This window comes from Oscillibacter sp., assembly GCF_031978065.1.
In the GTDB taxonomy this organism is placed as follows: Bacteria; Bacillota; Clostridia; order Oscillospirales; family Oscillospiraceae; genus Oscillibacter.
The window spans coordinates 1-14,402 of the sequence record NZ_DALZCH010000083.1 but is presented as its reverse complement, the minus strand read 5'-3'; the positions used below and the strand labels follow the sequence as shown (position 1 = coordinate 14,402).

General features: G+C 59.2%; 9 protein-coding genes. 6 read left to right on the top strand and 3 right to left on the bottom strand.

Annotation, left to right across the window (positions count from 1 at the left end; all coding sequences use genetic code 11):
- Positions 1–342: 342 nt before the first annotated feature.
- From RTK01_RS12050 to RTK01_RS12040, 3 genes are all read right to left on the bottom strand, one after another.
- Complete coding sequence (locus RTK01_RS12050) at positions 343–792, bottom strand: hypothetical protein (protein ID WP_312281212.1); 450 nt, start codon at positions 790–792, stop codon at positions 343–345.
- 20 nt (positions 793–812) lie between these two features.
- The gene (locus tag RTK01_RS12045; protein ID WP_312281211.1) at positions 813–1,070 is read right to left on the bottom strand and encodes a hypothetical protein; all 258 of its coding nucleotides are present in this window, start codon (positions 1,068–1,070) and stop codon (positions 813–815) included.
- A gap of 233 nt (positions 1,071–1,303) precedes the next feature.
- Positions 1,304–1,915, bottom strand: a complete 612-nt coding sequence (locus tag RTK01_RS12040) for a DUF1643 domain-containing protein (RefSeq protein WP_312281210.1) — start codon at positions 1,913–1,915, stop codon at positions 1,304–1,306.
- A 224-nt stretch (positions 1,916–2,139) separates the two neighbouring features.
- Here RTK01_RS12040 and RTK01_RS12035 point away from each other — a divergent pair, with 224 nt between their 5' ends.
- The 6 genes from RTK01_RS12035 (at position 2,140) to tyrS (ending at position 14,206) form a co-directional block, all read left to right on the top strand.
- On the top strand, positions 2,140–5,460 hold the full coding sequence (locus RTK01_RS12035; protein WP_312281209.1) for a PD-(D/E)XK nuclease family protein: 3,321 nt from the start codon (positions 2,140–2,142) through the stop codon (positions 5,458–5,460).
- Positions 5,453–9,016, top strand: a complete 3,564-nt coding sequence (addA, locus tag RTK01_RS12030) for a helicase-exonuclease AddAB subunit AddA (protein ID WP_312281208.1) — start codon at positions 5,453–5,455, stop codon at positions 9,014–9,016. The genes RTK01_RS12035 and addA overlap by 8 nt, the downstream gene beginning before the upstream one ends.
- Positions 9,017–9,115: 99 nt before the next feature.
- Entirely contained in the window at positions 9,116–9,727 is a 612-nt protein-coding gene (locus RTK01_RS12025) for a hypothetical protein (protein ID WP_312281207.1), read from the top strand.
- Between the two features lie 76 nt (positions 9,728–9,803).
- Entirely contained in the window at positions 9,804–10,967 is a 1,164-nt protein-coding gene (locus tag RTK01_RS12020; protein WP_312281206.1) for a cation diffusion facilitator family transporter, read from the top strand.
- A 269-nt stretch (positions 10,968–11,236) separates the two neighbouring features.
- Positions 11,237–12,571: a uracil-xanthine permease family protein gene (locus tag RTK01_RS12015; protein ID WP_312281205.1), complete on the top strand. Its 1,335-nt coding sequence runs from the start codon at positions 11,237–11,239 to the stop codon at positions 12,569–12,571.
- Positions 12,572–12,985: 414 nt separating this feature from the next.
- Positions 12,986–14,206, top strand: coding sequence for a tyrosine--tRNA ligase (gene tyrS, locus RTK01_RS12010; RefSeq protein ID WP_312281204.1), 1,221 nt, complete (start codon positions 12,986–12,988; stop codon positions 14,204–14,206).
- Positions 14,207–14,402 lie beyond the last annotated feature (196 nt).

Genomic DNA, 14,402 nt, shown 5'->3' with positions numbered 1-14,402 from the left:
AGTAAACGCCGCAACGTGGCGGAGAAGCCTTCGCCGTGAAGCGGAGGGGGCGGCGGGCCGAAAAACGGGTCCTTGGGAGGCGGAAACGGCCCTGGTCCCCCGCCGCCGGAAGGGGGAGGAGGCCCTCCGGGACCGAACCCAAAACCTCCGCCGGACGGAGGAGGCCCTCCGGGACCGGACCCAAAGCCTCCGCCGGGCGGAGGAGGTCCACCGGGACTGGGTCCAAAACCACTGCCGGACGGAGGAGGCCCTCCGGGACCGGGCCGGGCGTCCTCTTCGGGAATGCGGGAATAAGAGCCGTCGTCGTTGCGGATATAGCGGTTATACATCCCTTATCCTCCCTTACGTCTCCCAGTTTGCGATGAATTTTTTCCCGATGTGGACAATGCGCGCCAGTTGGAGCGCCCGTTCGATTTTTGTTTGCCGTTCGGCCTTTAAGTAGGGACGCAGAGCATACAGCAGTGCACGGCTGTTGTTGTTTTGGTGACTGCCCAGTTCCCCAATCAGTGGCATCAGGCGGGCAATGGTGCTCGGGTCGATACTGCCCAGCAAGGAGCTCAGGGGATTTTCCCCGAGGGCAGGTCCCGGCGGGGGAGGATAATTCCCCGTCGAGGGGGCCTGATAGCCCTGCCCCGGCTGAGAATACGGGGGATAGCCGCCCTGCGCCTGCCCTGGCGGAGGGGCCGGGGCAGAGCCGTTCCCCCCGCCAATGGACTGCGCAAGCTGCATAATCTGCGCCATGCTGTTGGGGTCCGACAGTATCGCGTTCAGTTTATCCTCAAATTCCGCCATTCCGTCCGCCCCTTTTCGGTTTATTTTTGGGTTGCTTGATTGATGCGCTCTACCAGTGCAGCCCCTTCGGGGCTTTGCATTAGCTGGCTAATCATTTGCGTAATCCGGGTGGGGTCGCCCCGCATGGCGCTCATTGCCGCCTGTTGCATGGCAGCGCCTCCGTTTGCTTGGGACATCATTTCCACCAGCCTGCGTCCGTCCTGCGAGGTAAGCAGGCGCTGAACCGTGGCCGGGTCCTGATTGAGCTGATTAATGGTTTGTCTGGTCTTGTCGTCCATGATAGCCTCCTGTCGGTGGTTGAACAATCGTTGTCAAGGCAGTATATGAACGAATTGGAAAAAAAGTGCGCCTTATCGGAAAATTCCCGCCGGGACAAGCTTAATTGCAAGCTGCGCTTCGCTCGCTTCCGGCTTAGCAGAAAGCTTACAGCGCTCCGTTGCATCTTAGCCTTTGCGGAAATCGTCGATTCCGGCGAAAGCTTAGATGGGATGAGGAGACGAGGGATATTTTCTTACCGTCCGCCCAGATATGTGTCAATCTCAAAGTCCAACAGGGCCGTGTCCTGCCGGAGATACAGCGGATGGTGGGGATGTCCTGATTTCAGGAGAGGGCCTGCGGAAAACCATTTAGCCCCGGCCGTGTGGCCCTCCTCGGCAAAGTCCCGCAGGCAGTCCATTAGATAGGGCCGCTTTTCAATGATATTGCCCCACGCGGCCCAGACGGCAGGCCGGGGAGACAGGGACAGGAGATACGCAAAGGCCCTGCGGTTTTCTCCGTGGAGATAGGCGTTGCAGGAGCCCTCCATGTCGTTGGGCCGGGTGGCCCGCTGGGCGTAGACATTGAACATGAGGAAGCTGTCGTACCCGTTGTTCAGGGCGATGCGCCGGGCGGAACTGACGGTGGGGTCCAACTTGTCCGGCACAGCGGTGGAGGGGTTAATACCTAAGCAGATCAGGGGATTTTCCCCCCGGGTGCCCAGAATGTAACGGTATTCTGAATAAGCGTTGGGAACGTACAGCCACTTGTCAGCGTCATAAGCCGGGTTGGGTAGCAGCGCGGCTTCCAGCGCCGCGTCAAAGGAAAGGACCTCAATTTCTCCGGTGGTGGAACTGGGAATATGCATGGGCACGGCTCCTTTTCGACAATTTTCTTCAGTGTAGCAGGCCCGGGGCAAAAATGCAAATCGGCTGTTCAATCGTGTCGAACTGTGGTATCATGTCAAGGTAACGGAGATAAACAATTTTGGCCGCAGGAGCGCGACACGCATGCGGTATTTGAGCCTTTGAAAAGGCGCCGGAGGTGCTTTTGCAGGGGATACGGCCCAATACGGGGAAAGGGAAGAAAGCCATGCTGAAAATTCTCATGGGACGGGCAAGAAGCGGAAAATCCCGCAGCATTTTAAAGGAAATTGCGGAAAAGGGCGATTCCTCCCGCCAGATTCTGCTGGTGCCGGAGCATGCCTCCCATCAGGCGGAGGTGGATTTGTGCCGCGTCTGCGGCGACACCGCCAGCCGCCACGCAGAGGTTTTGAGTTTTCGCCGCCTTGCCGCCCGTGTGCTTGCCATCACAGGCGGCGCGGCGGACGTGAGCATTGACGCGGGAGGGAAGCTGTTGCTGCTGCAACGATCCCTGACGGAGCTTGCCCCCGTGCTGAAGGTCTATCGCCGTCCCAGTCAGCGGGCCGGGTTTCTGGAACAGCTCTTGGGGCTGTTGGACGAGTTGACCAGCTACGCCGTCTCGCCCATGACTCTGGCCGCGCAGGCGGAGGACATTCCCGGCGCCATGGGAGATAAGCTGCGGGACCTTGCGCTGATTTACGCCGATTACGAGGCGCACCTTCATCGCCCGGAAAAGGACGGCAGAGATCGTATCGTAAAGCTGAGGGATCACTTGGAGGAGTCTGGATATGCCGATGGAACGGACGTGTATCTGGATGGCTTTTCCTACTTTAACGGACTAGAAGTAGAAATTCTGTCCGTGTTTTTGCGGCGCGCCGCCAGCGTGACGGTGACGCTTTTGGGGGACGAGCACGCCCCGGGGGAGATTTTCGAGGTATCCGTGCGCACCCGGGACCGGCTGCGCCGATTGGCGGAGGCGGCGGGAGTGCCCTTTGAAATTCAGTTAGTTGCGTCCTATGACGACTCGCCTATGGGGCTTGTGGAGCGGTCATTTTTTGACGGAGACGAGACTTGGGATGGGGAAGCCCCCGCTGTGCGGCTGCGGGAGGCAGACTCTGCCTTCACAGAAGTGGAGCAGACTGCCGCCGACATTCTGCGGCTGGTGAAAACGGGCAAATGCCGCTTCCGGGACATCACCGTGGCGGCGCGAAACATGAAGGATTACGCGTCCGTCATCGAAAACGTCTTCGAGCGGTACGGCGTTCCGGTGTACCTCAGCCGCCGAAGCGATATTCTGGAAAAGCCGGTGCTGTCTCTTTTGACCGGCGCTCTGGATGCCGTCACCGGCGGGTGCGAATACGAGGATATGTTTCACTACCTGAAAACCGGTCTGGCGGGGCTTTCGCCCGAGGAGTGTGACCGGCTGGAAAATTACGCGCTCACTTGGGAAATCCATGGCTCCCTCTGGCTGCGGGAGGCCGATTGGTCCGCCAATCCCGGGGGCTATGGCGCACCGTGGACGGACGCGCGGCAGACCGAGCTTGGAGAGCTGAATGAGCTGCGCCGCCGGGTGCGCGGCCCGCTAAAGCCGCTGTCGGATGGGATGAAGTCCGCGCAAACAGCGAGAGATCAGGTGAATACGCTTTACAGCTTTATGGAAACGCTGCACCTCCAATCCGCTCTGGAGGAGCAGCTTCGTGCCCTTGGAAATCAGGGGGAATTGCAGACGGCGGAGGAAACGGGCCAGCTCTGGGGGATTCTTTGCGGGGTGCTGGACCAGTTCGTGGAAATTCTGGGAGATCAGGCCATGGACGCGGAGACGTTTACCCGCCTGTTCCGGCTGCTGCTGACACAGTACAGCGTAGGAACCATTCCTCCCGCGCTGGATCAGGTGTCTGCCAGCGAGATTACTCGGAACGACCGCCACACGGCGAAGCATCTCTTTTTGCTGGGGGCAAATGACCATGTGCTGCCCGCCGTGGCCCAGCGGGGCGGCGTACTGAACGACGAGGATCGTGAGGAGCTTGCCTCCCGGGGAATTCGTCTGGCTCCCACCGGGATGGAGCAGTTCAACGTGGAGCTGCAAAACCTCTATGCGGCTCTTGCCCAGCCCACGGACGGACTGACCGTCAGCTATCCCGTTTCCGATGTCAACGGAGCGCAGCTACGACCCTCCTTCGTGGTGGAGCGGCTGGGAAAACTGTTCCCGAAAAACCGGGTGGAGCGGGAGAGCGGAAAAAGAGAATACCGTCTGGCAGCCATTGCCCCGGCGTTGGAAGCCGCGGGGGCAAATCCGGGAGGACCGGTGTGGCGGTGGTTTGCGGAAAGGTCGGAGTGGGCAGCGCGGCTGAGAGCCATGGAGCGGGCCTCCGCCATGGGCCGGGGGCGGCTGAGTCTGCCCGCCGTCCGGGCGCTGTACGGCGAGCAATTCAGCATGTCCGCCTCCCGGCTGGAACGGCTGCGCCAGTGCCATTTTGCTTATTTCATGCAATATGGGCTAAAGGCACGCCAGCGGAGGACGGCCTCCTTTGATGCGCCGCAAATCGGCACGTTTTTGCCTTTTATATTGGAAAATGTCACGGAAGAAGTGGCGAAACGGGGCGGATTTACAACTGTTTCCCGGGAAATGCTTCTTAAGCTGACCGACCGTTTTAGGGACGAATACGTACAGAAGGAGCTGCCCAATCTCCAAGATCGGACGGCCCGGTTCCGCTACCTCTTCTCCCGGCTGAGGACCACGGCCTATGCCGTGGTGGAGGAAACGGCGCGGGAGCTGGCGCAGTCGGACTTCGTGCCTGTGGAATTTGAGTTGTCCTTCGGGGACAAGGGGACGCTGCCCGCTGTCACCGTATCGGAACCGGACGGGGAGCTGCGGGTGAACGGGAAGGTAGACCGGATCGACGGCTGGGTGAAGGATGGTAAGCTCTACCTCCGGGTGGTGGATTACAAAACCGGGAAGAAGACCTTCGATTTGGCGGAAGTCCGCATGGGACTGGACATCCAGATGCTGCTGTACCTGTTCACTCTGAAAAATCAAGGCAGCGCCTATTTTGGGCAGGAGGTGGTTCCCGCTGGGGTGCTGTATCTCCCGGCCCGGGATGAGATCTTGGCGCAGGAGCGGAACGTGACACCGGAGAGATTGGCGCAGGAGCGGGCGAAGGCAGTGCGCCGCAGGGGCCTTTTGCTGAACGAGCCGGAGGTTTTGCAGGCCATGGAGCACGACGCTCTGACGGAGCCGAAGTACCTTCCTTTGCGTGTAGATCGGGAGGGAAACCTCTCCGGCGGAATTGCCACCGCCGCCCAGCTTGGACGGCTTGGCAGCTACGTGGAGCGCCTGCTCCACGACATTGCTGCCGAGATGCGGGACGGCGTGATCGACGCGGACCCCTGCTGCCACGATGAGAATGACAGCGTGTGCCGGTTTTGCGACTGGGACGGGGCTTGTCACTTTGAGGACGGGCGGGGCGAGGACCGCCTGCGCTACATCCGAAAGGTAACAGCGGCAGAATTCTGGCAGGAGCTGGACGGAGAGGAGAACGGACGTGGCTAAAATTCAACTGACCTCCGCCCAGCGTGCGGCGGCGGAAAACCGGGGCGGAAGCCTGCTGGTGTCGGCGGCGGCCGGGTCCGGCAAGACAAAGGTGTTGGTAGAGCGCCTGTTTCTTTACATTCTGGAGGACGGCTGCAACATCGACGACTTCCTCATCATCACCTATACCAAGGCGGCAGCGGCGGAGCTGCGGGGCAAAATTGCGTCGGAGCTTGGAAAGCTTTTGGGAGAGCATCCCGGCAACGCCCATCTTCGCCGCCAGCTCATGCGGGTATATCAAGCGGACGTGAAAACCGTGGACGCATTCTGCACGGCGCTGCTGCGGGAAAACGCCCACCTGCTGGCAAAAGAGGGGGAGCGGCACTGCCTGACACCGGACTTCCGGGTGCTGGACGAGGGCGAGGCGGAGCTGCTGCGCCGCCGGGTGCTGGACCGCACGTTGGAAGACTTCTATAAAAATCTGGACGACGCTCCCGGCGGTGCACTGCTGGCGGATACGTTGGGTGCAGGTCGGGACGACGGCGCACTGGCGGAGCTGGTGCTGGAGCTTCACGGAAAGCTTCAGAGCCACGCCTATCCGGAGCGGTGGCTGGAAGAAAACCGGGCATCCTGGCTGAATCTGTCCGGAACCTTCGACGAAACGCCCTACGCCAAGGAGCTGTTGGAAGGAACCGCCCGCAGAGCGGCGGCTTGGTCGCAAATTTTTCGGTCTGCCGCTCAAAGTGTGGAAAGTGATACGACTTTACATTCTGGCTATGGCCAAAAGTTTCTGACTGCCGCCGCTTCGCTGGACGCGCTGGATGAAGCGGCGAAGAAAAGCTGGGATGAAGCGGGAATGATGGCGGAGGCGGTGGACTTTCCCCGCCTGACCACGCCCAAGGGCCGCAAGGACGACCCCGAGGTTCTGCGGCTGAAATCCCTGTGGGACGGATGCAAGGCCGACGTAAAAAAGCTGCGGGCCGAGCTGAACGTCACCGGTCAGGAGGCCATGGAGGATTTGACCGCCGTGGCCCCGGCCATGGCCGCGCTGTTGGAGCTGACGGGGGAATTCTCCCGGCGCTACCGGCGGGAAAAACTGCGGCTGAATCAGGCGGATTTTTCGGATCAGGAGCATCTGGCGCTGGAGCTTTTAACGGGGGAGGACGGAACGCCCACGGAGCTGGGAGAGCAGATTTCCGCCCGCTATATGGAGATTTTGGTGGATGAGTATCAGGACACCAACGAGGTACAGAACCATATCTTTCAGGCTGTGTCCCACGGGGGACAGAATCTTTTTACCGTGGGGGACGTGAAGCAGTCCATCTACCGTTTCCGGCTGGCAGACCCCACCATTTTTCTGCGGAAATATGCCGCCTTCAAGCACCATACCGATGCGCAGGAGGGGGAGGAACGGAAAATTCTTCTGTCGCAGAACTTCCGCTCCCGCCGAGAAATACTGGATGCGGCCAACTTTATCTTTGAAAATATCATGTCCCCTGAGCTGGGGGAGATGGAATACGGCGCGGACGAAAAGCTGTATTTCGGCGCGGAATATTACCCGGAGCGAGGCGACTGCGCCCCGGAATACCATCTGATCTGTGCCCACCAGCGGTCGGCAGAGCTGGAGCGCCCGGTAAAAAAGGGCATGGCGGAGGCCCGCCTTGCGGCGAAGCGGATTCGAGAGCTGTTGGATGAAGAGTACCCCGTCACCGGCGAAGACGGCGTTTTGCGGCCCTGCCGGGCGGAGGATATTGTAATTTTGATGCGCTCGCCGGGAAGCCGGGGACTGGCATTTTCGGCGGCGCTGGCGGAGCGGGGCGTACCCTGTTCCTTTCAGGAGCAGGGGGACTACTTCTCCTCCATGGAGGTAGCCACCGCTTTGAGCCTTCTTCAGGTCATCGACAATCCCCGGCAGGACGTGCCGTTGATTGCCGTGCTGCGTTCGCCGCTGTTCGGGTTTACGCCGGACCGGTTGGCCAGGGTGCGGGCAGGCACGGCGGACGGGGATTATTACGACGCGGTGTGCCGGGACGGGGGAGAGGACTGCCGTTCTTTTCTTGAGACGCTGGACAGTCTGCGTCTGCTGGCCCGGGACATGAGCGTGGAGCGCCTTCTGTGGCGGATTTACAACGAGCTGAACGCGCTGGGTGTGTTTGGGGCCATGGACCGGGGGGAGGAGCGGAAGGAAAATCTGATTGCGATGACAGAGCACGCGGAGAATTTCGAGGCCAACGGCTGCCGGGGCCTGTTCCTGTTTTTGGAGCAGCTTCAAAAGCTCATCGACAGCGACCGAGCCCCCGCCACCCGGGGAAAATCGGACGCGGGGGGCGTGCGGCTGATGAGCGTCCACAAATCCAAGGGACTGGAATTTCCCATCGTGCTGCTGTGCGATCTGGATCGGGCTTTTTCCCGGATGGACTTTGATACCCCGGTGCTGGTGCATCCCGAGTTGGGACTTGGCCCCCGGCGAGTGGATTTGGACCGCCGCATTTACTATCCCACCATGGCCCGCCGGGCCTTGGAGGGAAAGTTGCGTCGAGAAAACCAGTCTGAGGAGCAGCGCATTTTGTACGTGGCTATGACCCGGCCCAAGGAAAAGCTGATTTTGCTTCACAGTCTTTATCACGCTCCGGGTAAGCTGAAGCAATTAACCAGCCTTGCCGCCTGCCCCGTCCCGCCTGAAACGGCGGCTATCTGCCGGAGCTATGGCGAGTGGCTGTTGTTGCCCCTGCTGTGCCGCCCAGAGGCAAAGCCGCTGCGAGATCTTGCGGGCGTGGAACCGGAGAACTATTATGCCGGAGACGAAAACACGTGGCAAGTATTTGTGCATGACAGCGAGGATTTTCAGGAGGTTTTAACGACTAGATCGGAGAGTGAAGAGGACAGGGCGCAGCATGAGGCGGATTTGAGTCTTCTGGAGCTGACCTATCCTTACGAGGCCGCTACCCGCTTTCCCGCCAAACGGACGGCCACCCAGCTTAAAGGCCGGGAAAAGGACGAGGAAGCATTGGAAAACGCACCCCGCCCAACGGTGCTGCGGCCATTGGACCAGCCCCGGTTCCGGCAGTCCGGCGGAGGGCTTACCCCCACGGAGCGGGGCACGGCGGCTCATCTGGCCCTTCAATATCTGGACTTTTTTGACCCGGACGCGGCAGAGCAGGTGGCGACTTTTGCGGAAAAGCGTCTTTTGACGCAGGAGCAGGCGGACAGCGTGGACATTGCGCAGCTAAAAGCATTGCTTTCCTCTGCGCTGGGGGAGGAGATTCGCCGGGGAAAAAATGTTTTGCGGGAGTATCCCTTTACCGTCCTGATTCCGGCCACGGAACTGGACGGGGACGCGGGGGACGATCAGGTGCTTTTTCAGGGCGTGGTGGACTGCTGCTTCGAGACGGCGGAGGGACTCACCGTGGTGGACTTCAAAACAGATCGTGTGTTCGGTGAAGAGGTGGCTCGCCGTGCGGAGCATTACCGTCCGCAGCTTGCGGCATACGGTGCCGCGCTGGAGCGGGTTTTGGAGAAAAAGGTGGTTCGTAAGGCGCTCTATTTTCTGGCCTCCGGTGAAACGGTGAGTCTGTGATGCAAACCGGCAAAAACCACTGGAAAATTTGACCGGATTGTGGTATACTGCCAATTTAACAATTGATCCTTGTCGGAAACGAATATTTGAGGTGAATTCATGGAAAATGAAATGAGGACCTTTGGCTATCTCTGTCCCGCCTGCGGAAAACCCGTGATGGCGGCCCGGTCCCTGTTCGCGCTGGAGGCCTCCGGTGTGGAGGTGGAGTGCGGCTGCGGCGGCTCGGCCCTGCGGACGGAATTTGACGGGCAGCGGTGCAAGCTGTTTGTCCCCTGCGGGCTGTGTGGCGAGACGCATACCACCCGGTGTGCCCCGGAGGATTTGACCCGGGTGGGCGGCGTGGCTTTCGGCTGCGCCCAATCGCAGGAGTTTTGCTGCTACGTGGGGGACGAGGGAAGCGTTGAGAAGCATTTACGGACGCTGGAAGTTCTGGCAGAGAAGGAAAAACAAAATCAGGAAAATAGCGGCGAGCCGTTTTTGGACAGCGTGATTATGTATGAGGTTCTGTCCGAATTGAAGGAGATTGCCGCCCGGGAAAACGGGATTACCTGTGGATGCGGAAGCCATGACTATGCCATGGACATCCGCCGTTCCGCCGTGGATTTGAGCTGTAAGGACTGTGGCGCGAAGCTGCGGATTCCTGCGGCCACGGAGGACGATTTGGATGATTTGTGCTGCCATCTGCGGCTGACAATTCCCGGCGGGGCATAAGGGACTGCATCCCTTTTGGCCAGTGTGCCGGAAGCGGGCGAAACAGCGGCGCCCCAGCGGGAAAGGAGTTGACGGTATGATACGACTTCTTGCAAAAATCTTTATTAAGGACCGGGCTGACGGGCCGTCGGTGCGGACGGCCTACGGCGTTCTTTGTGGGGCTGTGGGAATCTGTTTAAATATCCTGCTGTTTGCGGGGAAGCTGTTCGCAGGCTCCGTCTCCGGATCCATCGCCGTCACTGCCGACGCGTTTAATAACCTCTCCGACGCGGGCTCCTCTGTTATCACGCTGACGGGCTTTCGTCTGGGCGGGCATCGGCCGGATTCCGAGCATCCTTTCGGCCACGGGCGAATCGAATACATCTCCGGTCTGCTGGTGTCTATGCTCATCATTTTGATGGGCTTTGAACTGGCCCGGACTTCTCTGGAGAAAATTCTGCGTCCCATGCCCGTAGAATTCTCTTGGCAGAGCGTGGTCATTCTGGTGGCATCCATCTTCGTAAAGCTGTATATGTACCGTTACAACCGGACGGTGGGGGAGCGCATTGGCTCCACCGCCATGCACGCCGCCGCCATAGACAGTCTCAGCGATAGCACGGCCACCGCCGTGGTCCTGCTGGCGACGCTGGCGGGCCGCTTCACCGATGCGAATATTGACGGCTGGTGCGGCATTCTGGTGGCGCTGTTCATCGTCTGGTCCGGGCTTTCCTCCGCACGGGATACGCTGGATCCCCTGCTGGGGCAGCCACCTTCCGCTGAATTTGTGAAAAACATCCGAAACATTGTGACGAACCATCCGGGCATTCTGGGGGTTCACGATTTGATTGTCCATGATTACGGCCCCGGGCGGTGCATGATCTCGCTCCATGCGGAGGTCCCCGCCAACGAGGACGTACTGGTGCTTCACGACGAAATTGACAACATCGAGCGGGAGCTGAAGCGCACACTTGGCTGCGAGACGGTCATTCACATGGACCCCATCGTGACGGACGACGGCGTGACGAAGGAAACCCGCCGACGTGTGGAGGCACTGGTGAACTGCATCGACGAGGAAATCTCCATCCACGATTTTCGTATGGTGACGGGACCGACGCACACAAACTTGATTTTTGACGCGGCGGTGCCCTTTAAATTCCGGCTTACGGACGAGGAGGTACGCGCTAAAATCTGCGCTGCGGTACGGGCACTGGACGGTGACTATTTTGCGGTGGTGAACGTGGAGCGGTCGTATACCGCGTGAGGGGGGGGGCGTCCCCAGCCGAGGCTCCGGCTGGGGAGATAGGACAGTCGCCGTCATAATTACCAAATATTCGATAGATTTTTTTGAAAGGCGAGGGAAATCCGCTCTTGCAATTTGCCCGTTGTTTTTGTATAATCGTACGGATAAGTGCGAAAGGGGGCTGGAGTCATGACGGTTTGGAAGTATCTTGGCGCCGCCTTTTTTTGCTATCCTATTTGACCGGCCTTTGTGCCGGTATTTTTTTGCGCAAAATAGAGAGGAGATCTGCCATGAATGAGAAAAATTCCGCACCTGTCCGGGACGCAAGGACCCTGGGCATCCCCAAGATGATGCTGCTGGGCCTTCAGCACATGTTTGCCATGTTCGGGGCAACGGTTCTGGTCCCCATCATCGTCAGCGGCTACGGACTGCCCCTGTCCATCCAGACAACGCTTTTGTTTGCCGGACTTGGTACGCTGCTGTTCCACGCCTGCACGAAATTCAAGGTTCCGGCGTTTTTAGGGTCCTCGTTCGCGTTTCTGGGAGGGTTTGCCGCGGTGGCGGATCTGAACAGCGGAAAGTACGCCGCTATGACCGGCGCGGAAAAGCTGCCTTATGCTTTGGGCGGCGTGGTGGTTGCGGGCCTTCTGTATCTGGTGCTGGCACTGCTTTTCAAGGTGGTGGGGCCATATAAGGTGATGCGCTACTTCCCGCCGGTGGTCACCGGGCCTATTATCATCCTGATCGGCTTGATTCTGGCCCCCACCGCCGTGACCAATGCCTCCACCAATTGGCCCTTGGCACTGCTGGCCATTGTGACCATTATCGCCTTCAACATCTGGGGGAAGGGTATGCTGAAAATCATTCCCATTCTGCTGGGCGTGGTCATTCCCTACGCGGTGGCCCTGCTTACAAAGCAGGTGGACTTCACGTCTGTGGGACAGGCGGGCTTTGTGGGCTTGCAGCCCTTCGTACTGGCGAAGTTTGACGTGTCCGCCATTTTGGTCATGGCGCCCATTGCCATCGCTGCCATGATGGAGCATGTGGGCGACGTATCCGCCATCTCTGCCACGGTGGGAGAGAATTTTCTGGAAGACCCGGGCCTTCACCGCACGCTGGTGGGCGACGGTCTGGCCACAGCCTTGGCGGGCATGTTCGGCGGTCCCGCCAACACCACGTATGGAGAGAACACCGGCGTGCTGGTGCTTAGCCGGGTGTACGATCCCAAAGTGGTGCGGCTGGCTGGCCTATATGCCATCATCTTGTCCTTCAGCCCTAAATTTGCCGCCGTCATCAATTCCATTCCCCCGGCGGTCATTGGCGGCGTCAGCTTCGTGCTCTACGGGATGATTTCCGCCGTGGGCGTGCGCAACGTGGTGGAAAATCAGGTGGACTTCACCCGCAGCCGCAACCTTCTGATTGCGGCGGTAATTCTGGTTTCCGGTCTGGGCTTTAATGGCACCGGTGGGCTGACCTTCGCCGTGGCGGACGCCCATGTGACGCTGACGGGTCTGGCCATCGCCGCCATCGCGGGCGTTGGGCTGAACGCCATTCTTCCCGGAAACGACTTTACATTCGGCAAAACCGCCTCCGCGGACGGCTCTGCGGATTTGGGCAGGTACTGAGCTTGCCCACGGGAATGTTTGCCCTCGTTTCAAGTCAGACCCGACTTCTTGACAAACACTGAAAAAACGGGTATACTGTCTAACGTATACAGTAATACAGTGATGATGGGGAGAAGTACCCTGCGCGGTGCCGCGAAGAGAGCCTCTGGCTGGTGTAAAGAGGCGGGCGGGCGTGGGCGAATACACCTCTGAACCGGCGTCCAAACGGCTAAAATTTGGCCCAGTAGGCGCGCTCGGGCAGCGCCCGTTACAGCGCGGCCGCACCCAAGGTGCGGCAAGAGGCGTCCGTCTGCGAAGGCGGCGCGAACAGAGGTGGTACCGCGAAGCGATTCGCCCTCTGTCCCCATGGGACGGAGGGCGTTTTTTCCACGTCTCGTCCCATATAAAAACTGCTTAGACAGGAGAATTGAGACAATGGGAATTTACGAGGAATTGAAGGCCCGCGGCTTGATCGCACAGGTGACGGACGAGGAGGAAATCCGAGAGCTTCTGAATAACGGAAAAGCCGTGTTCTACATCGGCTTTGACCCCACGGCGGACAGTCTGCATGTGGGCCACTTCATGGCACTGTGCCTGATGAAGCGGCTGCAAATGGCGGGAAACAAGCCCATCGCCCTGATCGGCGGCGGCACCGGCATGATTGGCGACCCCTCAGGCCGTACGGATTTGCGCCAGATGATGACCACCGAAACAATTTGCCATAACTGCGATGCCTTTAAAAAGCAGATGGAGCGATTTATTGAATTTGGCGAGGGCAAGGCCATGATGGTCAACAATGCGGACTGGCTGATGAAGCTGAACTACGTGGACATGCTGCGGGAGGTTGGCTGCTGCTTCTCCGTGAACAACATGCTGCGGGCCGAGTGCTATAAGCAGCGGATGGAGAAGGGCCTTTCCTTCTTGGAATTCAACTATATGATTATGCAGTCCTATGACTTCTATCATATGTTTCAGGCATTTGGCTGCAACATGCAGTTTGGCGGCGACGACCAGTGGAGCAATATGCTGGGCGGCACGGAGCTGATTCGCCGGAAGCTTGGCAAGGACGCCTACGCCATGACCATCACTCTGCTGATGAATGCAGAGGGGAAGAAGATGGGCAAGACCGCCTCCGGCGCGGTGTGGCTGGACCCCAACAAGACAAGCCCATTCGACTTTTATCAGTACTGGCGGAATGTGGCGGACGCGGATGTGCTCAAGTGCATTCGGATGCTGACCTTCCTGCCTCTTGAAGAGATTGACGCCATGGACAAGTGGGAGGGCAGCCAGCTCAACCGGGCCAAGGAGATTCTGGCCTACGAGCTGACAAAGCTGGTCCACGGCGAGGACGAGGCGGAAAAGGCGCAGGAGACGGCACGCGTCCTTTTCGCCGGCACTGGCGACGCGGAAAACATGCCCTCCACTCATTTGACAGAGGAGCGGTTTGAAAACGGAAAAATCGGCGTTCTGAATCTTCTGACGGCTTGCGGACTCTGCGCCTCCAACGGTGAGGCCCGGCGGCTGGTGCAGCAGGGCGGCGTGATGGTAAACGACAAAAAGGCGGAGGTGACCGACGCATACGACCGGGAGGAGTTCTCTGGTGAGGGCGTGGTCATTAAGAAGGGCAAGAAAATCTTCCACCGGGCCCAAATCTAAGCGTTGTCGTGAATCCAAAGCCGCCGTAAAATACGGAAACAGCAGCAGCGGCAGACGCGCTTTGGCACGCCTGCTGCCGCGTTGAAATACGAAAATAACAAAAAGGAAAACGAGAATGATTACAGTCAGTGAGCTCAGCTTAAATTTCAGCGGCCAGCCGTTGTTCAAGGACGTGAATCTGAAATTCATCTCCGGC